We start from the raw sequence: 23,759 nt of genomic DNA, 5'->3' as shown, positions 1-23,759 counted from the left end.
TGATGCGGGTCTGGGGGGCGCGCTTTCTGCGCGCCCCCCAGACCCCATGCGATGGCAGCCCCTACGGGGCCGGCTTCAAGATGCCCTGGATGAGCAGATGAGTGTAGAAACGCTCGATGGCACCGGGAGCCACCGTCCACAGCGGGTCGTTCGCCGCCGGCCAGCCTGTTACCCGGACACCATCGACATGGAAGATCATCAGCTGCTTCTCCAGCAAGCTAAGGACCGGCAGATTCTCATTGGTGATCCAGGCCAGCTGGCGGACGATCGCCTTCTGGCGCTCCGGATTCGGCTCCTTCAGAAGGCTGTCCAGGGCCTGGGCGACGTTCACGTCCTCGCCTTGCGGACCCTTCATCGTCGCCATGACGTCTTTGGCACCGGTGAACTCCGCGGCCTCGCCCTGGTAGAGGCGGTAATAGCCGGTGAGCGGGTGGGCCGTGCCCCACCAAGCGCTGCCGAACTGGATGGCCATGTCGAACTGGCCGCCCCGCAGGGTGGTGGGATACACCCCGGGCTCAACGGTGCGGGTCCGGACCTGGAAGTGTTTGTTCAGCTGGGTGGCGATGGCCTCCGCGGCCAGGATCCAATCCGTGGCCCCCGCCTGGGCCAGGATCTCAAACTCAGGGGCCTTGCCCGTGGGATCCCGCCATTTGCCGTCGGGCCCATTGGTCCAGCCCATCTCCTTCAGCAAGGCTTCTGCCTTCGCCGGGTCAAGATTGTAAGCCGTAAGGGAGCCGAGGAAATCCTTTCCGAGCCACTGCTCCTCAAAGGACTTGAGGACGCCGTGGGAGTAAGGGGCGGAGGTGAGCCCAGCGTAGTAAGAGATCTCCCGGACCTTGTCGCGGTCGATGAGGTAGGCGATGGCCTTGCGGAAGCGGACATCGTTGAAGGGCGCTTTGCGCAGGTTGAAGAGCAGGGCAAACTCGGAAAGGTCGGTGACCAGCTGAAGCCGCGTCTTGGGCTGGCGTTGCAGGATCTGATCCGCAACATCCTTAGGGGCCGCCGCATGGCTGGCGTCCAGTTCCCCGGCCAGATGGAAAGCCCACATCACCTCGTTGGAGGTCCAGCGCAGGAAGCGGATGCGGTCGATGCCGATGTTCTTCGCGGCATAATGGTGAGGGTTCTTGGTCAGGATCATCTCCGAAGCGCTGACGCTCTCGACCTGGAAGGGGCCGACGGCGACGGGCTTCTCCGGCTTGAAACCGGAGACCTCCTGGCGGATCTTGTTCAGCGCCTCCTCCGCCTCAGCGCCAGTCTGGCCCAGCCATTTGGCGGCCTCTTCCGCGAACTTCCCGTAGGCGGTGACGTTGACCAGAATGGGAGCGCTGCTGATCAAGGCCTTAGGGTTCGCCAGGGGCTGCTTCCATACGATGACCGCCGTTCGTTCATCGGGGGTTTCCACCCGATCGACCTCGCCGGGCCAGTTCCACATCAGCTTCATCAGGACGAAGGAGGCCCATACATCCTTGCTGGTGAAGGGGGTGCCATCTGACCAGCCGGTCTGGCGCAGTCGGAAGGTGATGCGGTCCGGCGCTTCCTCAAAGGATTCCGCCAGGCTGGGAATGGCTTCGCCGGTGGCCGGGACGTAGATGAGCAGCGGCTGGAAGACGAACCACCAGGCGCCCCCGACCCCGCCGGGAGCGAAGGGGTTGCCGTGGTAAGCGGGCGGGACCTCCCAGCTGGTGCCCAGCACGAACTCCCTCGGACGTGGGGCAGGCGTGGGGGTCACCACTTTCTCAACCACGACGGGGGTGGGGGAGGCGGTGGGCCCAGGAGCGGGGGTGGCGGGCGCGCAGGCGCTCAGCCCGAGGGCGAGCGCCGCGAGGATGAAGAAGAACCGCGCGCGCAAGCTGGATCCTCGGGACATGGCAAACCTCCTCTCCTCAGGATGGGATGGGGGAACTTCCGCAGGACTGACGCACGATCAGCTGGGTCTCGATGCAGATATGGACGGCCGGCTGCTCCGGGTTCCTCATCAGATCCAGCAACCGGGCGACAGCCAGAGCTGCCATCCTGGCGCGGAAGACGCGCATGGTGGTGAGCGGGGGGTCGGTGTGGAGCGCGAGGGGATCATCATCGAAGCCAACCACCGTGATCTCCTCCGGGATCCGCAGGCCCCGCGCCCGGATCGCCCGCATCGCGCTGGCTGCCGTGGGGTCGTTGGCCGCGACCACGGCTGTAGGTTGCGCCCGCTCCAGGAGCCGGCTCATCGCGATGAAACCCCCCTCGGGGCCTCGCTCGCCCTCGGCCACCAGCTCGGGATCGAAGGACAGCCCATGGGCCTCCAGCGCCCGACGGTATCCCTCGAAGCGCTCCTGAAAGCTCAGGTTGTCCAGGGTCTCCGCGATGAAGGCGATCCGACGATGCCCAAGGCGGATCAGGTGCGCCGTGACCTGGAAAGCGCCGCCCACGTTGTCTGTGAACACGCTGTCCACACCGGGCATGTGGTTGTCCACCAGCACCAGGGGGAGACGGCGTTCCTTCAGCGTCCAGATCAAGGAAGGGGGTAAGTCGCAGCCGACCAGGAGCAGACCATCCACGCGGTTCTCTTTGATCAGGGTGGGCAGGGAATCGTCCTCCACAGTGGCGAACTGGAGGTGATAACGGTGCCGGCGCAGCTCCCGTTCCACCGCGGTCAGGAGCTCCCCGTAAAAGGTGTGGGGGGAAAGGGACTGGAGGGCATGGATCAGGAAGCCGATGTTCTCTGTGCGGCGTAGCACCAGGCTGCGAGCGGCCATGTCCGGGGCGTAGCCCATCGCCTCTGCGATCCGCAGGATCCGCTGACGGGTCGCCTCATCGACCCGCCCCCGCCCGCTCAGGGCCCGGGACACCGTCGCCACCGAAACCCCCGCTTGCTCTGCAATCGCTTTCAAAGTGGGTCGTTTCATGTCAAAAATAAGACTATAAATACAGCAAAATTTGGTTGTTTTTACAATAAATATTTATGGAAAATAGTTAATTAAATTCGAATATTAATTATATTGATATCAAAGTTTTGCTTGTAATCGATTACACATTCATTTTACTCAAAAGAAGGGAATTTGTCAAGAGCCTTCCGGGTGTCCCGATCGCTGTGGGATGCGGAGGGAATCTGGAGGAGAACGCGAGAGGGGGAATCAGAAAGTAGAGGCGAGTCTGTCCGCTGCGATGGAACGTTGGAGAGAAAATTGTGCCCGGTCTTGACGCCGAGCCCGGGGAGGTAGGTGGAGACCTTTCTCAGCAGTAGAGGAAATCGATGCCCGGTTCGATCCGGCGAGGACCCGGCGCAGCCAGTTTGTTCAAGAGGAGGAAGAAGCGCTTTCAGCCCCTCTGCCTGCCAGCTCCTCCCGTATCTGTTCGATGATCCTATGGAGATCTGCCATAGAAATCGTGGGCGGCAACGGGGCCTGGGCGTAATCCGAACGACCCCCGCCTCCGGAGAAGCCGAGACGGCTCCGGATCCGCTCCAGAACCTCCTGGGCCGAGACGGGGATCCCCGGGCCGCACGCCACGGCGAGGAGACCGGCGCTCCCTCCCGCCGCCAGGATCACCAGGCGGGGCCCCGAGGCGCTGAGCCGCCGCGCCAGGCGGGGCAACAGCCCGGGAGGCAGCTGCGCCCACACGTGGATCACCAGCTCCCCAAACGGCGCCGGAAGCGCCTCCCGTTCCAGGATCGGAAGCGCTTCCTCAATGTAAACTTCCTGCAGAAGGGACAGGCTGCGCTGGGCTTCTTTCCATGCGCGCTGCAATGCCTGCACCGCCTCCGTCAGGTCCGCCTCCCCTGCGCTCAGCAGGCGGGCGGCCTGGAGGAGCCGCCGGTGTTTCCCCTGATAATCCCGCAGGGCCCGCCAGCCGCAGAGGAAGCTCACCCGCACTCCCCCGCCGCGACGCTCCCACCTCAGGATCTTGATCGGCCCCACTTCCCCCGTGCGCCGGACGTGGGTGCCTCCGCACGGGCTGCGATCAAAATCCGCCACCTCCACGATGCGGATCGGCCCCTCCACGGAAGGGCTCCGGCGCAACCCCAGGCTCCCCACATCTTCCTCCCCCACCCATCGGGTCCGCACCTCCCGGTTCTCCAGGACGACCCGGTTGGCCAGCTCCTCTGCGGCCTCGGCGATCGCCTCCGGGAGATCCGCCACCTCCAGGTCGATGGTCACCACCTCATGGCCGATGTGAAAGGAAACGGTCTGCGCGCCCGCGACCCGAAGGAAGGCCTGCGAGAGGATGTGTTGCCCGGTGTGCTGCTGCATGTGATCGAAGCGGCGCTCCCCATCGACGATCCCTTCCACCTCCTGCATCCCCAGCGGGCGCTCGAGGATGTGCAGGATCACCCCATCCTCCTCTCGTTCCACCACCTCCCGCACCGGGATCCCGTTCAGAGTCCCACGATCGGATGGCTGCCCGCCTCCAGCCGGGTAGAACGCGGTGCGATCCAGGATCACGGCCGGCTGGCCCTGATAGGTGGTTTCCTCCACCACCCGGGCGGTGAATCGCCAGAGATAAGGATCCTCCCAGTAGAGCCGAAGCGTCATCCGGTCCTCCCCGGTTCGTTCGCGGCTGCGCGGGATCGTTGCTCTGGATTATACTTAGATCCCGGTGGATCCCCGTGAGGCTGAACCGGATGGTCCGACATCCGCTGGAGGCGGCGGAGGCGCTGGAGCTCATCACCCGGGGCCGGCGGAGCGGCCGGCCGCATCGGGTGGAGCTGTGGTTCGTTTATCGGGAGGACGCGATCTACCTGATGGCGCACGCCAGGGCCCACGGCCGGGGCACCGACTGGTATCAAAACCTGTTGGCGAACCCGCAGGTGATTGTGGAGGGCGCCGGGCGGCAGTGGACAGGGATCGCAGAGCCGTTGCCGCTGGAGGAGCTGCCCCGGATCACCGAGTGGTTTCGATCCAAATACGGGGATCAGGCGGTTCGCATCTGGTATGAAGGAACGCTGCGCCGGCCGGTCCGTATCCGGCTTCTCGAGGAGGGCCGGCCCGGCGAGGGCGCATCCTGAAGCCTTCAAGGAAAGAACCTCCATGGCTTCGCCGTTCCAGCAGCTCCAAAAGATCCTCAAGCACGAAGCCCAGGACGGCTATCGAAACCGCATTGTGATCGGCGGGATGGGCCGCTTCGCCGATCACTGGTATCGACAGGCCCGGGCCGCGCTCCAGGGAGAGGATCCGGAGCTCCTCCTCGCCCTGGAGGCGATCTATGCGGACCTGCGGCGCTATGAGGCCGCCGACCCGGAGGAGCGCCGACGCTTGATCGAAGCGCTGGAAGCCCGCATCCAGGAGGCCCTTCAGCGGGAGCGCCATCTCCGGAGCGGCCGCAGCGCCGCTCCGACCCCACCCGAGCCGGTGGGTCGCCCGCAACCATCGCCGCCGTCGCCTCGCCCTGCGGCTCCGCCGGAACCTCCTGCCCTCCGCAAGCCGGAAGCGGAGCCTCCTGAAAAGCCCCGGGCCCGACCGGCTCCACCGGTTTCCCCACGCCGGGCCGCCCAGGTCGAGTCCCTGGGCCTGGAGGCTCCGGTCCATGTGATCCACGGCCTGGGGCGGGAGCGGGCCCAGCGCCTGGGGCGCCTGGGCGTGCAGACGATCCGGGATCTCCTCTACCTGCTTCCCCGCCGGTATGTGGATTTCCGGGCCCTCAAGCCTATCCACCGCCTGCGGGTGGGAGAGGAGGTGACGGTCATCGGGGAGGTGATGGACATCGGGAGCAAGCAGACCGGGAACGGCCTCACGGTGATCAAGGCGCTCATCACGGACGGCTCAGGGGTCGTCGAGTGCACGTGGTTCAACCAGCCCTATTTGCTGGATCGCATCAAGCCGGGCGCGTTCATCGTGGTGAGCGGGCGCGTCGATGAGTTCCTGGGACGACCGGTGTTCCGCTCCCCGGAATGGGAACCGGCGGACCGCGAGCTGCTGCACACCGCTCGCATCGTCCCCATCTACCCGCTGACGGAGGGCCTCACCCAGCGCTTCATGCGTTCGCTGATGAAGCGGGTGGTGGATTACTGGGCGGAGCGGGTGGAGGATCCCCTCCCGGCGTGGATCCGGGAAGCCTATGGGTTCCCGGATCTCCCCGCTGCCCTGAGGCAGGTTCACTTCCCCGACGATTGGGAGCCCCTGGAGAAGGCCCGGCGGCGGCTGGCCTTCGATGAGGTCTTCTACCTGCAGATCGGCCTGCTGGAGGCCCGACGGCGGTGGCGCAGCGCGCCGGGCCGGGCGCTGGCCTTCGACGAAGCCCTTCTGGAGCAGGCCATCGAGGCCCTTCCCTTCACCCTCACGAACGCCCAGCGACGGGCCCTCTCCCAGATCCTGGAGGACCTGCGATCCGGGGTGCCGATGAACCGCCTGCTCCAGGGGGAGGTGGGCTCAGGCAAGACGGTGGTGGCGGCCCTGGCGGCCTACGCGGTCTTCTTGGCGGGGGCCCAGAGCGCGATCATGGCGCCGACGGAGATCCTGGCGGAGCAGCATCACCGCAACCTGCTCGCCCTGGCCGAGCGCTGGGCGACCGCCGGCCTGCCCACCCCCACCATCCGGTTGCTGACCGCCGGGGTCACCGGGGTGGAGCGGGCGCAGATCTACGCCGAGCTGGCCGAGGGAAGCTGCCAGCTGGTGGTGGGCACCCACGCCTTGATCCAGGAGGAGGTCGCGTTCCGGGATCTGGCCTTCGTGGTCATCGACGAGCAGCAGCGTTTCGGGGTGCTGCAACGGGCGGCCCTGCGGGGCAAGGGCTACAACCCCCACGTCCTGGTCATGACCGCCACGCCCATCCCCCGCACCCTGGCCCTCACCCTGTATGGGGATCTGGATCTCTCGGTGCTGGACGAGATGCCCCCTGGCCGGCGGCCGGTGCTCACCCGCTGGCTGATGCCCGAGGAGCGGGAGCGGGCCTACGCCTTCATCCGCCGGCAGGTGGCGCAGGGCCATCAGGCTTATATCATTTGTCCGCTGGTGGAAGGCTCCGATAAAATCGAGGCCAGGGCAGCCGTCGAGGAGTATGAACGGCTGCAGCGCGAGGTCTTCCCCGACCTGCGGCTGGGGCTGATCCACGGGCGCATGAAATCCGAGGAGAAAGAAGCGGTGATGAACGCTTTCGCCCGCGGGGAGATCCAGGTCCTGGTGGCCACCCCGGTGGTCGAGGTCGGCGTGGACGTGCCCAACGCCACGGTGATCCTGATCGAGGGGGCGGACCGTTTCGGGCTGGCCCAGCTGCATCAGTTCCGCGGGCGGGTCGGCCGCAGCACCCATCCTTCTTACTGTCTCCTGCTGGCGGAATCCCCTTCGGAAGCGGCGATCGAACGCCTTCGGGCCATCGAGACCATCTACGACGGCTTCCAGCTGGCCCAGAAGGATCTGGAGATGCGTGGGCCGGGCGATTTCCTGGGCACCCGCCAGAGCGGGTTCCCCGAGTTGCGTCTGGCGGACCTCACCGACCTGCGCCTGCTGGAGCTCGCCCGGGAGGCCGCGGAGCGCCTGGCGGAGCGGGATCCGGAGCTGCAGGCCCCGGAGCACCGCCGTCTGGCGGAGGCGGTGACCCGCTTCTGGCAAGGCCCGGTGGAGCCGAGCTGAGATCTGATCGCGAGGAGCGCCGAATGACCCGAGCCCTGTATCCGGCGTCCTTTGATCCGATCCACTACGGACACATCGATATCGCCACCCGGGCGGCGGCGATCTTCGACGAGCTGGTGGTGGGGGTTTACGATCGGCCCAGCAAGAGCCTCCTCTTCTCGCTGGAGGAGCGGCTGGCGCTGGCCCGGGAGGCCCTTCAGCATCTCCCCAACGTCACGGTGATGGCTTACAGCGGGCTGACGGTGGATTTCGCCCGGCGCATCGGCGCCCGGGTGATCGTGCGGGGGCTGCGCGTGGTCTCAGATTTCGAGCTGGAGCTGCAGATGGCCCTGACCAACAAGCAGCTGGCCCCGGAGATCGAAGTGGTCTGCCTGATGACCAGCCGCGACTACGCCTTCATCAGCTCCAGCATCGTCCGCGAGGTCGCCCTTCTCGGCGGCGACGTCTCCGCCATGGTCCCGCCGCACGTGGCCCGGGCCCTGGCCGCCAAAGCCGCCGAGCGGGCCGGCGAGGCGGTGCCCATCGTCTCGATCCGGGAATAGGCGCCGTCGAGGCGCCCGAACGAAGGAGGGCTGGGATGGACATCCTCCATCTGATCGATCAGCTGGAGCAGCTGGTCCTGCGCAGCCGCCCCCTTCCCTTCCTCAGGTGGGTGGTGGTGGAGGAGCGTCAGCTGCTGGATCTGATCGATCAGATGCGGGTGGCCATCCCGCAGGAGCTGAAACAGGCCCGCCGGATCGCCCAGGAGCGGGAGCGGATCATCGCCCAGGCTAAGGAGGAGGCGGAGCGCATTGTCGCCCTGGCCCAGGAGCAGGCCAGCGAGCTCATCGCCCAGCACCAAGTGGTCCAGGCTGCGGAGCAGCGGGCCGCCCTGATCATCGAGCGGGCCCAGCGGGAGGCCGAGCGCCTGAAAGCGGACGCGGACGATTACGCCCTTACCCGCCTCCTGGAGCTGGAGGAAACCCTCTCCCATCTCCTGCAGGTGGTCCGCAACGGGATCGAAAAGCTGCAGAACGAACGCGCGGATGAACCCTCTCAGTCCCCCGATGCCGCAGCGCGTCCTCCTGATCGCCACGCATAACCCCGGGAAGCGCCGGGAGCTGACGGCGCTCCTCGGCGATCTCCCCCTCCGGCTGACGGATCCTGTGGAGCTGGGGATCGAGGAGGTCGCCGAGGAACCCCACGACAGCCTGGAGGAGAACGCCCGCTGGAAAGCGGCCCACTATGCGGCCCGCAGCGGGCTGTGGACCCTGGCCGACGATTCGGGGCTGGAGATCGACGCCCTGGGGGGCGCGCCGGGCGCCCGCTCCGCTCGGTTCGCCGGGCCCGCGGCCACGGATGCGGACCGCATCCGCGAGGTCCTGACGAGGCTGGCAGATGTCCCGTGGCCCCGGCGGACCGCGCGGTTCCGTTGCGTGATCGCCCTGGCCCGGCCGGGGGAGGCGCCGGTGCTGGTGGAGGGCCGCGTCGAGGGCTACATCGCCTTCGAGCCCCGGGGGTCCTCCGGCTTCGGCTACGACCCGATTTTTTACATCCCGGAGCTCGGGAAGACCATGGCCGAGCTCCCCATGGAGGTCAAAAACCGGATCAGCCATCGGGCCCGCGCCGCCCGGAAGGCGCGGGAGATCCTTGAGCGATGGCTACGGGAGGAGGCATGCGAAGGCTCCTGCTGATCGCTTTCGGCGCGGTGACCTTTTACCATCTGATCGCCCTGGCATGGGGATGGCCGAATCCCTTCTGGCTGATGCCGCTGAACACCCTCCTGCAGTGGGGATTCGCCCTCGCCCATGCGCTCCCCACCCTGGGCCGGCGCCGGGCGCTGCTCCTCCTGGGCCTGACCTTTGGGATCAGCCTGACGCTGGAGGCCGTGGGGGTGGCGACCGGCTGGATCTACGGCCCTTACGCCTACACCGACCGCCTGGGCCCGCGCCTCCTGAGCGTCCCCGTGTTGATCCCCCTCGCCTGGTTCATGATGGCCTACCCGGCGTTCCTGCTGGCCTGCATCGCCCTGGATGAGCCTCCGGCATCCCCCCGGGGATGGGGCGTTGCGGTGCTGGCAGCCATGTGGATGACGGGATGGGACCTGGCGATGGATCCGGCGATGGCCCGGCGGGGCTTCTGGGTATGGCAGGAGGCAGGCCCTTACTTCGGGGTCCCCACCCGGAATTTCATCGGCTGGATGGTCACGATGCTGCTGATCTACAGCCTCTACCTCGGGATCTCCCGTCGCTGGCCGTCCCCCGCCTCCGTTCCGGCCCCCATGGGAGAGGCGGTCGTGGCGTATGCCATCGCCGGCGCCGCCTTCGTCTTCTATCCCCTCCTGAACCCCCGGGCGGATCCGCTGACGCAGGCCCTGGGGATCGTGGCGTTCTTCACCATGGGCCCCCCGGTCTCGATCGCCTTCCTCCGTCTCCGATCGCTTCGAGCCGGGAGGCGTGCCCTGGGCGCGTGAGCGAGGTGGGAGATGTTGCGCGTGCGGATGTTCGGCCGTTTCGAAGTGTGGCGGGGGGAGACGCCGATCCCGGAGGCCGACTGGTTCACCCGGCGGGCGAAGCAGCTGTTCCAGATCCTGCTCCTGGCCCGAGGGAGGCCGGTGCCGGCCGATCAGCTCCTGGACTGGCTCTGGCCGCGGGCGGACCCCCAACGGGCGGCCATCACCCTGCGCAGCACGGTCCACGCCCTGCGCCGGGCCCTGGAGCCGGATCGGCCGCCCCGGGCCTCGCGGTATATCCGCGCCCAGCCCCCGGGCTACGCGGTGGTCCCGGAGGCTCCGCTGTGGGTGGACGTCTGGGCCTTTGAGGACTTGCTGGAGGCAGCCGGGCGGTCCGCCTCCCCGGAGGAGCGCCGGGAGCGGCTGATGGAGGCGCTGGCATTGTATCGGGACGACCTCCTGATCGAGGAGCCTTACGCGGAGTGGACCCTCGCCGAACGGGAACGGCTGCGGGAGCGCTATCTGGAGGCCGCGCTGGAGCTGGCGGAGCTGCTGGCGGAGGCCGGCGCGCCGGAGAAAGCCATCTCCCTCTGCCGGCGGGTGATCACCCTGGACGAGTTCCGGGAGCCGGCTTACCGGGCGCTGATGCGCTACCAGATCGCCATAGGAGACCACGCGGGGGCCCTCAGCACCTACGAGCGGTGCCGGCAGGCCCTGCGGGAGGCCTTTGGGGTGGAGCCCTCGCCGGCCACCCAGGCCCTTTACGAGGCGTTGCGGCGGGGAGAGCTGGCCCTGCCGCGCCCCATCGCCTCCGTCCAGCCTCTCCGGGACCTTCCGGAGGGGGAGGGAGGGCCCGAGGAGATATTCGTCGGGCGGGAGGCCGAGCTGGAACGGATGCGGGGGATTTTCGCCGGGTGGTCGCACGGATCCGGTGGCGTCGGGATCCTGAGCGGGGAGCCGGGGGCCGGGAAGACCCGGCTGGCGGCCGAGGCGATCCGCCGTTTCGCCCCTGAGGCGGATGTGCTCTACGTTCGGGGGCTCTTCATCGAACGCACCCTCCCTTTCGCCGCCCTGGCGGAGAGCCTGCGGCGCTTCCTGAGCCAGTTGCCCCCCGATCGGCGCGCCCATCTGCCCGCCCCGGCCCTGGCCCAGGTGGCCCGCCTGGTCCCCTCTCTCCATCTCCTGTTCCCCAACCTCCCAGCTGTTCCGGAGACCACCCCGGAGGAGAACCGTCATCGCCTGATCGACGGCTTCGCCAACCTCCTCATCGCCCTGGCGGATCAGCGCCCCCTGGTGGTGTTCGTGGACGATCTGCACTGGGCGGATGAGGCCACTCTGACGGTGATCGGACGGCTGGCCCGCCGCGCGGCCCGCCACCCCCTGGTGTTGCTGCTGGCCTATACCCCGGGGGAAGCGCCTGAAGGGCAGGAGGCCGCCTATCTGCTGGAAGGGCTGCGCCGGGAGGGGATCGGTTCCTGGATCCGGGTCGGGCGCCTTCCCCTGGAGGCCATCGTCCGCTGGCTGGCCTCTCTGTCCGAGGAACCTCCGGAGGACCTCCGCGAGCTGGCGCGCCGGCTCTACAGCCTGACGGAGGGGAACGCCCTGTTCACCGCGGAGCTGCTGCGGGCCGTCCGCGCGGCGGAGGGAGGCTTCCGCCGGGAGCTCCTGGAGCGCTACCTGGAGGGGCCGGCGGCGATCTCCTCCCTGCGTTCCCTGGTTTTGGAGCGGGTGGCTCGTCTGCCGGAGGGCGCCCGGGAGATCCTGGAGATCGCGGCGGTGATCGGCCGCGCCTTTCCCCTCCAGTGGCTGGAGCTGGTCGGCCCGCCGGACCCCACGCCCCATCTGCGGATCCTCCTGGAGCGCCATTTCCTGCGGGAGGAGGCGGAGGAGCGTCTCTCCTTCGTGCACGAGGTGGTGCGCCGGGTGATCTACGAGGCCATCCCGCCGGTGGTGCGGCGGCGGCAGCATCGCCGGCTGGCCGAGGCCCTGGCCGCCCTCTACGGCCCGCATCCGGGCCCCTACAGCGCGGAGATCGCCTATCACTTCCAGCGGGCTGGCCGCTCCGCCCTGCCGGCAATGGTCCGATATGCGGTGGAGGCCGGCGATCACGCCCGCCGGACCTACGGGTTCCGCCAGGCGGTCCGCCATTACGATGAGGCGCTCTATGCCGCCCGGGGCGCGGGGGGCGAGGGGATGGCGGAGTGGATCCGGAGGGCCTATCTGGGGCGCGGGATGGCCCTGGAGGCCCTGGGAGACTGGGAAGGGATTGTGGAGACTTACACGCGGTTCCGGGAGTGGGCGGAGGCCCAGGGGGATCGCCTGCACGCGCTGAACGCCGCCCGCCGGCTGATGACCACGCTGACGATGCTGGGCCGTCTGGAGGAAGCCGGCGGGCTTGCGGGGGAGATCCGCGCGCAGTTCGCGGATGTGCTGAGCCCGGCGGAGGCCGACCTGCTGGACCGGGTGGAGCTGGTCTTCGGGGAGGAGCCGGCAGGGTCTCCGCTTCGGGAGCCGCTCTTCCAGCCGGCTCCGCCGCTCTGGGGACGGCCGTGGAAGGAGCTGGCGGAGGCCCTGGCCCCGGAACAGGCGCCGCTGTTGCTGAACCTCTATGGCTGGATCCTCACCCTGCAGGGGATGCCGGAGGCGGCGGAGGCGTGTCTGGGCCAGGCGCTGACCATCGCGGAGGCCACCGCCCAGTGGCCCCATGTGGTGATGGGTTGCAACCTGATGGCTTATCTGCAGGACCTGCGGGGGGACTTCCCTGGGATTCAAGCCTGGCTGAGCAGGGGCCTGCAGCTGGCCCGCCGGGTGCCGGAGATGGACTGGAGCACCATCTGGGCGCGGATCTTTCAGGGCTATCTGGCCCTGCGAGCCCGCCGGCTGGAGGAAGCCCAGGCGCAGTTTCAGAGCGTGCTCACGTTGCTCAAGGGCCGCTCCGCGTTGCGGGCCCATCGGCTGAGCGCCCAAATCGGGCTGGGGATGGCTGTCCTCGCCCAGGGGGATCTGGAGCGAGCGACGGCCCTGCTCGATGAGGCCCTGGCCCAGGGGCGGGCCGTGGATGCCGTGGCCCGCAGTGTCGGGCTGGTGGGGGAGGCCCGGCTGGCGCGCCTGCGCGGCCGCCCCGAGGAGGCCCGGACCGTGCTGGATCGGGCGCTGCGTTACACCGGGCGTCGCGGGCTGGTGGCGGAGTTCGTGCACGCGGCGGTGGAGATGGGGCGCTGGGCCCGGGCGGTGGGCCGCCCCGAGGAAGCCCGGCCGGTGCTGGAGGAGGCCATCCGCTGGGCGGACGCGGCCGGGTTCCGCCCGGCCGCCCTCACGGCCCGCATTGCCCTGGGGAAAGTGCTGCGGGCAATGGGGGAGGCCTCGTCCCTGGAGGAGATCCGGGAGGAAGCGCAACGCCTCTGGCTGGCCCTGGCCGCGCAGCTTCCCGCGGGCGAGCCCGCGGAGCGCTATCTGATCCCGCGCCGGGCTGTGGAAAGCATGTGAGCATCCGCGCGCCGGGCGCAGATCAGAGCCATCCCTGCTCTCGGAGACGCTCGATCAGACGGCGCGCGTAGGCTTCCCCGCCGATCTCCAGCAGGATGACATCCACCGGCGGCAGCGGGTCCTGCCAGAGCCAGTCCACCCGCAACCAGAACCCGGGGATGACCCGGGAGCGATAGATCCCCTGGGGGTCTAGGGGCGCGTGCTGAAAGCGGCCCCGCTCGTCCCGCTGATAGAACTCGGCCCACTGGCTTTGGGGGTCGATGAGCCAGTATTCGGGGATGCCGGCTTCCTGGTATTCGTAGAATTTTTCGCCACGGTCGCGGGGCGCGCTTTCAGGGGAAACGATTTCGATCACCAGATCGGCAGGGCCTTCCAGATGGGTGGGATGAAGACGATGGAAATGTTCCTGAGCGACGAAAAGGACGTCGGGTTCGCGGCCGGAGCGGGACAGCTTCATCTGGAAGGGGGCAGACAATACCACTCCCAGGCGGTGGTGCTGCACATAGGCGCTGAGGAGGGCGGTGAGGAAGCCGACGAGCTCCTGGTGGCTTCGAGAGGCGGGGCTGTAGGGACGGACTTCGCCCTGGACCCATTCGGCCAGGGTGTCCTCATCCGCCCGGGCCAGGAACTCCTCATAGGGGACATAGGGGTTCTCCATAGGCGGGAGCAGGAGCTCCAGCAGCTTCCGCCGCAGCCCTTCGGTGAGGACGCCGGGTTTCCGAAGGAGAGCGAGGATCTCTTCCGCCTGGGCGCTCATCGTGCGTTCTCCCCTTAAGGGATGAGGCCGATCTGTCGGAAGGCTTCCAGGAGGGGTGGAGGATCCCAGAGCCATTCAATGCGCAGGCGGAGGCCGGGGATGGCCTGGCTGTGGTATTCCCCGCCGGATCCCTCCGTGATCAGGCGGTAGCGGCCGGTGGGCTCCAGACGATAGAACTCGGCCCACTGGCTTTGGGGGTCGATGAGCCAGTATTCGGGGATGCCGGCTTCCTGGTATTCGTAGAATTTTTCGCCACGGTCGCGGGGCGCGCTTTCAGGGGAAACGATTTCGATCACCAGATCGGCAGGGCCTTCCAGATGGGTGGGATGAAGACGATGGAGATGTTCCTGGGCGACGAAAAGGACGTCGGGTTCGCGGCCGGAGCGGGACAGCTTCATCTGGAAGGGGGCAGACAATACCACTCCCAGGCGGTGGTGCTGCACGTAGGCGCTGAGAAGGGCGGTGAGGAAGCCGACGAGCTCCTGGTGGCTTCGGGAGGCGGGGCTGTAATGACGGACTTCGCCCTGGACCCATTCGGCCAGGGTGTCCTCATCCGCCCGGGCCAGGAACTCCTCATAGGGGATGGGGCGGGCGGAGGTTTCCAGCAATAGCTCCAGCAGGCGACGGCGGAGCTCCTCCGTCAGCACCCCGGGCGCTCGAAGCAGCGCCAGCACCCGCTCCTCATGGGACTCCATTCCCCAGACCTCCCATCCAGCCTCCTCTATCGCTATGATAGCGCGGCTTCTCTCTTCCCCCAAGCCACGGGTGGGGCAGGACGGAAGGCCAATTTATTTAAAGGAAGCCTCCTCCGGGTCCTCCCGAAAACAGGCGGCGCACCCCGATGGGTGCGCCGCCTGACAATCGACGAGGGGAGCATCGGGTCATGGCCCGGCGTTCTTCATGACCAGCGGCAGGTAGAGGGTGGCCGCCGTGGGCACGAAGCGGATGGTGACCGGGACCTGGAGGGCCGTGGGGGCCGGAGCCGGGCCGATGAAGAGCAGGCCGTAGTAGGTGGCCGGCGGGGTGACCGCCTTGGAGAACGAAACCTGGAAGCTCACCGGGGTTCCCGCCATCACCGGGCCCGACGGCACCCCACTGACCATCAGGTCCGTCCCCTGGATGGCGTTGATGGTGATATCGAAAGGCTGGCTCCCGCCGGGCACGTTCCAGCCGTGGACGGTGATCCAATAGCGGCCATCCGGCGGCAGGGTGATGCGGACCCGCTCAAAGGCCGTGGGTGTGGTGGACGATGCAAGCAAGGCATCCTGGGTCCCGCATTCGAAGACGCCATCGCCATCGTCCTTGTAGATGTAGAGGTCGATGTCGAGCCCAGCCGCCGCGCTGGCCGTGGTCGCCTCCAGCAGCCCGCCGTTGCTGATGGTCTGCGAGATCACCCAGCTGGCCGTGCACGGGTTGTTGGGATTATCCTGGACAGCCGTCTGGTTGAGGAGCACTGTGGGCTGGCTCAGGCCGAAGGCCAGGACCTGGATGCCCTCCGGGATCGTGCGGGTGGTGGAGAAGACCTGGGTCCAGCTCCCAAAGGTAACCGGCGTGGTGATCACCACCGGGAACGGAAGGGCCTGGACCGCATAGGCGGCCCCCACGAGGGGCTCGCCGAACTGCGTCCCGGCGTAGAGGACATTATGCAGCGCCAGGAAGCCCAGGCCGTCACGCAGTTCCCCGGCCACGATCTCCCGTGGCCCACCGGTGGCGGTGTTGAAGACGAACCGGCCGCTGCCGATATAAGTGTCGGTGCTTCCACCCACCAGCTCCACGCTCTGGGGGCCGAAGAAAGTGGGATCCAGCGTGGAGTAGAAATCGACGGCGCGGCCGAAGATCCAGGTGTCCACATCGGTGGGCACCGTGACCCAGCGGGTGTCCACAACCATCGCCTTGCCCGGGGCAGCGGTGCCGTCCGGGATGTCGAAGTAGTAGAGCTTCCAGTCCCCGGACTCGTAGCGCCAGGCCCAGTCGAAGCCGCCGAAGAGATGGCCGTTGTCGTAGGGCTGGTTGCCGATGGGCTCCGTCAGGGAGGCAGCTCCGAAATCGAACGTGGGCCCGCTGGCCGCCACGTGCGCCACCACCGGGATCACGTGCTTGTGCGGGCCGTGGCGCACCTCGATGGCGCCTTCGTAGACGCCCGGCCGCGCCGTGGCGGGCACCGCAAGAGTGGCGTTAAAGGTGGCGCTCCCACTCGCCGGCAGGCTCACGCTGGAAGCCGAGAGGCTCAGCCAGCCCCAGTCGGCTTTCTTGTAGAAAGTGATGCGCACCTGCATGGTGACCGCATCGGAGCCGGTGCGCCGCTGGACGCCGAAGAAGACGCCGTCGTGGCGGCGGGACAGGCTGTCGCGGCCCAGGCTGGCCTCCAGGTAAGTGCCGCTGGGATAGCCGTATGTGAAGCGGTTATATTCGTAGATGCCACTGACGACATCGATCTCCCCCGCATCCACCCGGCCGTTCCCGTTGTTATCCGTCCAAAGGTTCCCGTCCCCATTTAGATCGGTCCAGTCGTAGAAGAGAACCCGCCAGCGGTCATCGTAAGCGTAGTTGGCATCGGTGTCGAACACGCTGTAGGGGAAGATCACCTGGGCCCGCACCAGATCCGGATCATAGGCTTCGATGAGAGGAGTGATGTCCGTGATCCAGGTGGGGCGGGTGAAGGGCGGCGGGCTGAAGGACGGGAAGGAGAGGGTGAAGGTGATCTCGGCGACCTTCTGGAGCGTCACGTCCTGCAGGCTGACCGAGAACGGCACGCCCGTGGGGTTGCGAACGGTGAAGGTCTTGGTAACGGTCTGGCCCGGGAGCACGATCGCCGGGAAGGCAGCGTATTCGATGCCCCGGTAATTTCCGGCCATCCACTGGGCCGGCTCCACCCAGTAGCCGTAGTTCATCCCCGCCGCGATATCCGTGGCCCGGTTGGCGTCCACATTGCCCGAGCCCTGGGTCAGCACATCATAGCCCAGATCGTGGGCGCCGTTGAGGAAGATGGCCTTCGCCTCCTGCCATGTCGGCCAGCGGCCGTGTTTGGCGCGGAAGGCATGGTAGACCAGAGCCAGGTTCCCCGCGGCGATGGGCGTGGCCATAGAGGTGCCGCCGAAGATGTCATAGGCGGCCTGGCCGTTGCCGTAGTAAAGGTTCAACGGGTTAGCGCCGGTACCCCAGGCCCCCACGGCCACCACGTCCGGCGAGACGTCCCCCAGGGTGGTAGGGCCGCGGTTGGACCAAGGCTGGACGTCGCCGTAGGTGAACTGGTCAGGGGTGACGAGCTCGAAATAAACCAGCGAGCCATAGGAGGTGCTGGCGCCCACATCAATGATAGAGCTGCCATCGGGCTCCGTCACCGTGCCGTAGCCGTGGCCACCGTTGCCGGTGGCCACCAGGAAGGCCGCGTTCGGGGCGAAGTAGTTGTTCAGCCAGTGGGCGAAGCGGGAGGTCGCGTCCCAGCCGTCGTTGAGGGTGCCGCTGGCACCCCAGGAGTTGCTGATGATCTGAGCTTCGTCCCCGCTGTTGGGAACGCCGTCGAAGCCCAGGGCGGCCAGGGCCCAGGAGTCGAAGGGGAGATTGAAGCCGTTCTGGAAGGCGGCCACCTTGGCCTTCGGGGCCATCCCGGCCAGCACCGGCCCGCCGGCGCCGCCGACGTTCGCCGCGCCCGCGAAAAGCGGATTGATGGGCCCAACCCATTCGGGGTCGGTGATCACGCCCTGGGCGGCGATGTCGCCGGCGCAGTTCGTCCCGTGTCCGTCCTCATCCCCGATGAAGGAGATCAGCCGGCCGGCGGCGGGAACGCTCACACCGGGATAGAGGGCGGAGACCCCGGGCGGCGGGTTCACTCCGTCCGCGATCCAGCTCAGCATCCCCGCGGAGAGATCCCAGATGCCATCTGTTCCTGGATCGCCGGCCGCATCGTAGAGGTCCGCTCCCGCCAGCTCACTGCCTTTGCGCATCGGCTTCTCATCGGTGAGATCCTGGTCGAAATCCACATCTACATACACAGTGTCGTAAACGCCGGGTGCGGCCTCGTCAGCCACGATGACGACAGCAGGGGCCCCAACCGTTGCCGCGTAGCCCAGGCCAAGATAAAAGCCTGCGATCAGATGGTAGATATCTGGATGCACCGTGTAGTAATACTGGCCGCTACGGGAACGGTCAGGCCACACAAAGGAGAGCGTCGAGGCGGCGTTGGTGAAGTCCAGCGTCAGGGCTGCGGTGCATGTGACGCCGTTGCATACAGCTCCCGTGACCGGCAGGGTGTGAGCGAACCAGGTCAGGGTGACCAGGTCCCAGTAATTATCCGGCCCGATGGTCATGGTGGGGTCCAGGGCGTAAAAGGCCCCGGATAGCGTGTTGTAGGCGAAGGGCCAGCCGGCATAGGGGCCGCTGGAGATGCGAGCCTGCGTCCCCTGAAGATCCGGATGTCCGAAGTCCACCCCGGTGTCCACAACGGCGACCGTCACCCCGGCGCCGGTGTAGCCCTTGGCCCATGCCGCGGAGGCGCCGTGGATGTCCTTCACTTGCACGGTAGCGGGCTGGATCCCGGATTCAGGGGCGGCGGACGGAAGGGCTCCCTGGGGCCGGATGCGATCGGGCTTTATAGGCTGCGGCCGGGGGACGCCTCGGGAGCGGAGCTCCTGAAGTTTGCGGAGGAGCGCCTCCTTTCCGCCCTGTCGCAACAACGACCGGATTTCCTTTGAGGTCAGCCGTTCTCGCTGCGGCTTCGCCTCGTCATCCCAAGGAGCCTCCACCGGCTGATAGGAGTCCGGGGAGATCACCGAGATCACGCCGGGGATGCCCGCGAGCTTGCGGAGATTCGTATCCAGGACCTCACCGATGGCCCAGCGGATGCCATTGAGAGGCTTGCTGTAAATCACTCGCCGCATCAGGCCGTTGAGGTCTGTATCCCGGGTCATCAGGACGCTGACCAGCACCGAGCGCTGAGTCGGTCGCAGCGCCGAAGCCCGGAGCTCCGGAGCCAGCTTGCGCAACGCGGGGTCTGAGGCGGTCTCGACGCGGGGGCCAGGGGAAGGAGGCTGAGGAGTGGAGGCACGTGCAGGGATCGGTTCGGATGCTGAATACAGATGTTTTGTGGAAGCTTGGACACCGACCGGAAGGCTTGTCGGGCCAGCGATTAAACCCATCACAGACAGGAGAAGCACCGCACGCCAGAGAGTTCTCAGGATCATAGGCGCCTCCGGATGCAGTTCATGGGGCCTGACCTCACATTTAAATTAAGTGTATGCAAAAAGCGGTAATCACCCCCCTGAGTAGTGCTCGGTGGTATAATCGGGGCCAGATTCCGACGGAGGTGGGCCCGATGAATCGAAAGCCCAATTCCCAGAACCCCCCCTGCCCTCGCTGTGGGGCCACCCATGTGGTAAAGAACGGCAGTAAGGGTGGGCGGCCCCGTTGGGTCTGTCGGAACTGCGGGCGCTCGTTTGGGCCTACCCTGGGCACGGCGATGTATCGCTTGCGTGTGACCCCTGCGGAAGTGGCGCGCACCCTGCTGGTGGTGATGCGTCGGGGGAGCCTGAGCGCCGCTGAGGAGATCACCGGCCACAAATATGAAACCATTGGCCGATGGCTCCGGATGGCCGCCCAACACGCTGAGGCCCTCACCGAGGTCCTGGTCCACGACCTGCATTTGAGCGAGGTCGAGGTGGATGCTTTCTGGTCGTTTGTCAAAAAAAGTGTCCAGAGGCTGGAGATCCAGACGCCTCGGCGGGCGGGGTGGGCCCGCGTTGGGGATGTTTGAGCCAGGACCGGGCGACTCGTTTTGTGGTGGCGTGGGGCTTTGGGTCTTCGGAGGATGAGGTCGCGCCGAAGGTGGTGGCGCAGACCCGCCAGCGCACATCTGGCAGGAGGGGCGTGATCTGGATCAGCGATGGACGGCCGGTCTACCGACGGGCGGTTCGTCAGGTCTATCGGGACGCGCAACCGACGGGAAAGCGGGGGCGTCCGCCCCTGGTGCTCACGCCTGGGGTGGGGTTGACGCAAGCGGTCAAGCGTCGTCATCAGGGCCGGATGGTGCGCGTGGAGGTGCGTCAGGTTCTGGGGAGGCGGTGGATTGCCCCTATCCGGTGCATGAGGAACGGTTGAATGGCATGTTGCGCGATCGGTTGAATGCGCTGACGCGTAAGACCCATGCCTTTGCGAAGACGACAGGGACCTGGGATGCGCTGGTGATCCTCTGTTTGTTTGAGCACAACTGGCTGCGGCCCCATCGGGCCTTGCGGGAAGCGGGGGAGGGCCTGCCGGAGGGGCGGCGGTATCGGCCGCGGACGCCGGCGATGGCCATCGGGTTGACCGATCATATCTGGACCTGGGAAGAGTTCTTGACCTTCAAGCATTATCAATACCAAAAGGAGTGACTACCCAAAAAGCAGGTCTACGTCAAGCCTACCGAGCCAGGGGATGTGTCCCAAAATCGCAGGACACCCCCCTGAATCATCGGAAGGGGCCAACAGGCAACCTTCGTCTCCTCGATCCTGCAGGGTCGCGGTGGAAGCCGCTCCTACGAAAGGCGGTTTTTGTAGGAGGAACTTCAGCCCCGAACCTCGGTCTTCGACGACGCAAAGGGTCGCAATGAAAGCCGCTTCGGTAACCCGGAACCCCTGGTTCTCGATGGCGCAAAGGTCGCGGCTAAAGCCGCTCCTACCAACAAACATAAGGATACCGAAATGAATCTCGGCTTACAACCGGAAGGGTTCCGGCCCCGAACCTCCCGTCTTCGAAACGGCCGGAGATCGTGGGGGAAGCCGCGCCTCCCGCATCGGTCTTTCTCCCCGCCCGTCGCGCCATGGGTTCACGCAGGGCCACCGCAGGCCGTTGACCGGCATCCAGATCTCCGATCATTAGAGGGAAGAAGCCTGTCCTACCCAGCGGCCATGCCCGACAAATCTGGGACACACCCGCCCTATCGTTCAGACGTGAAAGGGATGGATGGGGATCAGCTTTCTCACTCCCGCCTGAGTCTCGTTCCTGCGGTCAATCTTGAGAGAAGGGCATTTCATTGGCTTCGCGCTTGGGAGAAGGAAAGGCTTCTCCGCGCTCCAGAAGCCCGAGGGGGATCAGATGGGCCAAGGCGCTGAGCCAGAGGTTGCCGGTGAGGCTGAAGAGAACGGTGGCGGCCAGGACACCGCCCCAGATGCGGGGCCCGGGCGGATCCCCTCCCCGCGCGCCCAGGCCTCGAGCCGCCCCCCACCAGATCCCAAAGGCCATCCAGGCCACTGGAAGGGGATCCGAGATCCCTGCCGCCCAAAGAACCCCCCGCCACAGCCCCAGCATGGCCTCCCGTCCCAGCCCCATGGGGAGAGCCCCGAAAGCTGGAAGCGCCGACCTCCGGGAGGAAGCCAGCCGGCGCAACCCGGCCAGGCGAAGGGCGAGGACCGTGATCCCGCTATACAGCGCGGTCAGGCCCAGGCCGCGAGCCCAGTCGGCGACGGACCAGCCCAGGAAGGCGCCGGGGGCCAGGGGCATGGGGCCGATCAGCCCGACCTCCCGCAGGCTGAGCCAGCCCTGCTGCAGGACGATGAGCAAGGGCAACAGCCCATAGAGAAAGGGCGCGATCCCCTCCAGAAGCGGCCGCCCCCAACCCGGCGCCCGGCGGACGACGCGGGGGGAAACGCGCTCCAGAACCAGGGCCAGAACCGCCGCCAGCCCCGACAGGATCCCGGCCGACATCATGGCGTATCCTGGGACGAGGGCTCCGGGCTGAGGGCTGCCCGGGCGAGGGGCACCTCCAGCCGCACCCGGGTGCCCTGGCCCGGGGCGGACTCCACCTCCAGCACGCCGTTCAGCAGCTCCGCCCGCTCGAGCATGTTGAGCATCCCCATGCTGCCCCGACGGGCGTAGTCCGCCCGCAGCGCCTGAGGGTCGAAACCCTGGCCGTCATCCTCTACTCCCACCTGTAGCCGGTCCCCTTCCACCCGCACCCGTACCCAGACGTTCCGCGGCTCGGCGTGCTTGCGGGCGTTGTTGATGGCTTCCTCGATGATCGAGAAGACCAACCCCTTTGCGTTGGGATCCAGGAGCCGATCCACCTCCGGATCCACCTCCAGGTGGATGGCGAAGGGCTCCGTCTCCTGGAGCTTCTCCGCGAGATGGGTGAGGGCGGCCATCAGCCCCTGGGATTCCAGGATCAGCGGGCGCAGGCGGAAGAGGAAGTGCCGCAGCTCCTGCACCGCCTGGCGGGCCATCTGCTCGGCTTTCGCCAGCTCCGGCGGCAGCTGGGCCGGATCATGCCGGAGAAGCCGCTGCAGGAAGTTCAACCGCATGGCCAGGGCCGCCACGCTCTGGGTCGGGCCGTCGTGGAGCTCCCGAGCGAGCCGCCGCCGGGCCTCCTCCTCCACCTCCACCAGGCGCTCCTTCTCCCGCTGAAGGGTGTGATACAGCAGGGCGTTCTGCAACGCGATCGAGGCATGGGTGGCAATGATCCGCAACAGATCCTGCCGTTCCCCTGTGAACGCCTGGGGATCCGGGCTCCCGATCACGAGCGCCCCATAGCGCTCCGGCCCGATCCCCAGGGGAAGGATCAGCGCGGCCCGGGCGATGCGCATGACCACCAGACGACCGAGCTCAGGATCCTGGGCGGGTTGGGGGAGAAGAACCGGCTCCCCCCGCTCCAGGGCCTCCCGGAGCCCCCCCTCCAGGCCGAGAAGCCGCATGCGCTCATCCCGAGGGGGCAGGCGACGGGCGGCGGCGATGCGCATCCCCTCCGGCTCCAGCAGGGCGATGAACATCGGCGGGACCGGATGCCCGGTGCCCCGGAACAGGCTCTCGCTGGCCTCAAGGGCGGCGTGGAGGATCTCCTCGGCCCGCCGCATTTGCCCCAGGGCCGCGGCCAGCTCGAAGATGCCCTGGAGCTGCTGGCGGATCTGAGCGAGCTGCCGGCGCTGGCTCACCTCCCGCGCCCGAAGCTCCCGCAGGATCTCCCGCTTCAGGCGGTCGCCGACGACCCCGGTGAGCAATGCCCCCAACCCCAGCACGCTGCCTGCGATCAGGAGGGTGGACAGGCTCAGCCCTTCCCCGCCCCGAAGGCCCTCCCAGAGGGCCAGGCCCCCGAACAGGCCGAGGGTCACCAGCTCTCCCGCCCACCAGCCCATCCGCAACGCGGCGGTCACAATGGGCAGGAACGCAAAGAACAACAACGGGCTCCGCAGTCCGCCCGTGAAGGCGATGAAGGAGAGCGTCACCAGCGTATCCCCCGCCAGGGTGATGGCGGGCAACGGCAGCGGGGAGCGCACGAAAAGCAGGGCCAGCAGCACCAGGAAATTATAGATCCCGGTGAGGGCAAGCAGCGCCACGAAGGCCATCTCCGAGGCCCGCCACGAGCTCCGGTTCAGGACGGCGCCCAGGGCCATGGCGACGATGAGGAGCCAGCGCAGGTTCCCCAGGATCCAATCCAGATCCTTCGAGGAAGGCCCCCGGTCCTCCATCCCGGTCGCCGCGATCTCCACGGACTCCGCCGGCGTCACGCGCATGCGCATCCGGATCCACCCGCAGGCTCTCCGAGATCCCCGGTCGCTTCAGGGAAACCGCTGCG

General features: G+C 67.3%; 18 protein-coding genes. 10 read left to right on the top strand and 8 right to left on the bottom strand.

Annotated elements, in window-relative coordinates; genetic code table 11:
• Positions 1 to 61: 61 nt before the first annotated feature.
• From KNN16_RS13730 to KNN16_RS13720, 3 genes are all read right to left on the bottom strand, one after another.
• Positions 62 to 1,867 (bottom strand): ABC transporter substrate-binding protein, encoded by a 1,806-nt coding sequence (locus tag KNN16_RS13730; RefSeq protein WP_303897650.1) that lies wholly within the window; start codon positions 1,865 to 1,867, stop codon positions 62 to 64.
• 16 nt (positions 1,868 to 1,883) lie between these two features.
• Positions 1,884 to 2,888 (bottom strand): LacI family DNA-binding transcriptional regulator, encoded by a 1,005-nt coding sequence (locus tag KNN16_RS13725; RefSeq protein WP_303897648.1) that lies wholly within the window; start codon positions 2,886 to 2,888, stop codon positions 1,884 to 1,886.
• 390 nt (positions 2,889 to 3,278) lie between these two features.
• Positions 3,279 to 4,514 (bottom strand): hypothetical protein, encoded by a 1,236-nt coding sequence (locus KNN16_RS13720; RefSeq protein WP_303897647.1) that lies wholly within the window; start codon positions 4,512 to 4,514, stop codon positions 3,279 to 3,281.
• 89 nt (positions 4,515 to 4,603) lie between these two features.
• Here KNN16_RS13720 and KNN16_RS13715 point away from each other — a divergent pair, with 89 nt between their 5' ends.
• The 7 genes from KNN16_RS13715 to KNN16_RS13685 are packed head-to-tail and all read left to right on the top strand — an operon-like array spanning position 4,604 to position 13,464.
• Entirely contained in the window at positions 4,604 to 4,987 is a 384-nt protein-coding gene (locus tag KNN16_RS13715; RefSeq protein ID WP_303897646.1) for a nitroreductase family deazaflavin-dependent oxidoreductase, read from the top strand.
• 22 nt (positions 4,988 to 5,009) lie between these two features.
• On the top strand, positions 5,010 to 7,547 hold the full coding sequence (gene recG / locus KNN16_RS13710) for an ATP-dependent DNA helicase RecG (protein WP_303897645.1): 2,538 nt from the start codon (positions 5,010 to 5,012) through the stop codon (positions 7,545 to 7,547).
• 23 nt (positions 7,548 to 7,570) lie between these two features.
• Positions 7,571 to 8,089 (top strand): pantetheine-phosphate adenylyltransferase, encoded by a 519-nt coding sequence (gene coaD, locus KNN16_RS13705; RefSeq protein ID WP_273088706.1) that lies wholly within the window; start codon positions 7,571 to 7,573, stop codon positions 8,087 to 8,089.
• Positions 8,090 to 8,124: 35 nt separating this feature from the next.
• Entirely contained in the window at positions 8,125 to 8,628 is a 504-nt protein-coding gene (locus KNN16_RS13700; protein WP_303897643.1) for a hypothetical protein, read from the top strand.
• Positions 8,594 to 9,220 (top strand): RdgB/HAM1 family non-canonical purine NTP pyrophosphatase, encoded by a 627-nt coding sequence (gene rdgB / locus KNN16_RS13695; RefSeq protein WP_303897642.1) that lies wholly within the window; start codon positions 8,594 to 8,596, stop codon positions 9,218 to 9,220. Before KNN16_RS13700 ends, rdgB begins: the two co-directional genes overlap by 35 nt.
• Positions 9,202 to 9,999: a carotenoid biosynthesis protein gene (locus KNN16_RS13690; RefSeq protein ID WP_303897641.1), complete on the top strand. Its 798-nt coding sequence runs from the start codon at positions 9,202 to 9,204 to the stop codon at positions 9,997 to 9,999. The genes rdgB and KNN16_RS13690 overlap by 19 nt, the downstream gene beginning before the upstream one ends.
• A 12-nt stretch (positions 10,000 to 10,011) precedes the next feature.
• Positions 10,012 to 13,464, top strand: a complete 3,453-nt coding sequence (locus KNN16_RS13685; protein WP_303897640.1) for an AAA family ATPase — start codon at positions 10,012 to 10,014, stop codon at positions 13,462 to 13,464.
• 22 nt (positions 13,465 to 13,486) lie between these two features.
• On the opposite strand, the gene KNN16_RS13680 is transcribed toward KNN16_RS13685, so the two are convergent.
• From KNN16_RS13680 to KNN16_RS13670, 3 genes are all read right to left on the bottom strand, one after another.
• Positions 13,487 to 14,221, bottom strand: a complete 735-nt coding sequence (locus tag KNN16_RS13680) for a Uma2 family endonuclease (protein WP_303897639.1) — start codon at positions 14,219 to 14,221, stop codon at positions 13,487 to 13,489.
• A 14-nt stretch (positions 14,222 to 14,235) separates the two neighbouring features.
• The gene (locus KNN16_RS13675; RefSeq protein ID WP_303897638.1) at positions 14,236 to 14,916 is read right to left on the bottom strand and encodes a Uma2 family endonuclease; all 681 of its coding nucleotides are present in this window, start codon (positions 14,914 to 14,916) and stop codon (positions 14,236 to 14,238) included.
• A 186-nt stretch (positions 14,917 to 15,102) separates the two neighbouring features.
• Complete coding sequence (locus tag KNN16_RS13670; protein ID WP_303897637.1) at positions 15,103 to 19,203, bottom strand: S8 family serine peptidase; 4,101 nt, start codon at positions 19,201 to 19,203, stop codon at positions 15,103 to 15,105.
• Between the two features lie 473 nt (positions 19,204 to 19,676).
• Here KNN16_RS13670 and KNN16_RS13665 point away from each other — a divergent pair, with 473 nt between their 5' ends.
• From KNN16_RS13665 to KNN16_RS13655, 3 genes are read left to right on the top strand one after another with little or no spacing between them, the layout of a single operon-like run.
• Complete coding sequence (locus tag KNN16_RS13665) at positions 19,677 to 19,970, top strand: hypothetical protein (RefSeq protein WP_303896281.1); 294 nt, start codon at positions 19,677 to 19,679, stop codon at positions 19,968 to 19,970.
• Positions 19,946 to 20,314 carry a hypothetical protein gene (locus KNN16_RS13660; RefSeq protein ID WP_303896284.1) on the top strand — a complete coding sequence of 123 codons (369 nt, stop codon included), beginning with the start codon at positions 19,946 to 19,948 and terminating at the stop codon, positions 20,312 to 20,314. Before KNN16_RS13665 ends, KNN16_RS13660 begins: the two co-directional genes overlap by 25 nt.
• Positions 20,311 to 20,586, top strand: coding sequence for a hypothetical protein (locus KNN16_RS13655; RefSeq protein WP_303896286.1), 276 nt, complete (start codon positions 20,311 to 20,313; stop codon positions 20,584 to 20,586). The genes KNN16_RS13660 and KNN16_RS13655 overlap by 4 nt, the downstream gene beginning before the upstream one ends.
• A 616-nt stretch (positions 20,587 to 21,202) precedes the next feature.
• On the opposite strand, the gene KNN16_RS13650 is transcribed toward KNN16_RS13655, so the two are convergent.
• Positions 21,203 to 21,898: a hypothetical protein gene (locus KNN16_RS13650; protein ID WP_303897636.1), complete on the bottom strand. Its 696-nt coding sequence runs from the start codon at positions 21,896 to 21,898 to the stop codon at positions 21,203 to 21,205.
• The gene (locus tag KNN16_RS13645; protein ID WP_303897634.1) at positions 21,898 to 23,703 is read right to left on the bottom strand and encodes a GAF domain-containing sensor histidine kinase; all 1,806 of its coding nucleotides are present in this window, start codon (positions 23,701 to 23,703) and stop codon (positions 21,898 to 21,900) included. The genes KNN16_RS13650 and KNN16_RS13645 overlap by 1 nt, the downstream gene beginning before the upstream one ends.
• Positions 23,704 to 23,759: the final 56 nt, after the last annotated feature.

This window comes from Thermoflexus hugenholtzii (genome assembly GCF_018771565.1).
Taxonomy (GTDB): domain Bacteria; phylum Chloroflexota; class Anaerolineae; order Thermoflexales; family Thermoflexaceae; genus Thermoflexus; species Thermoflexus hugenholtzii_A.
The sequence above is the reverse complement of the archived record's forward strand: the minus strand, read 5'-3'. Positions and strand labels throughout refer to the sequence as shown.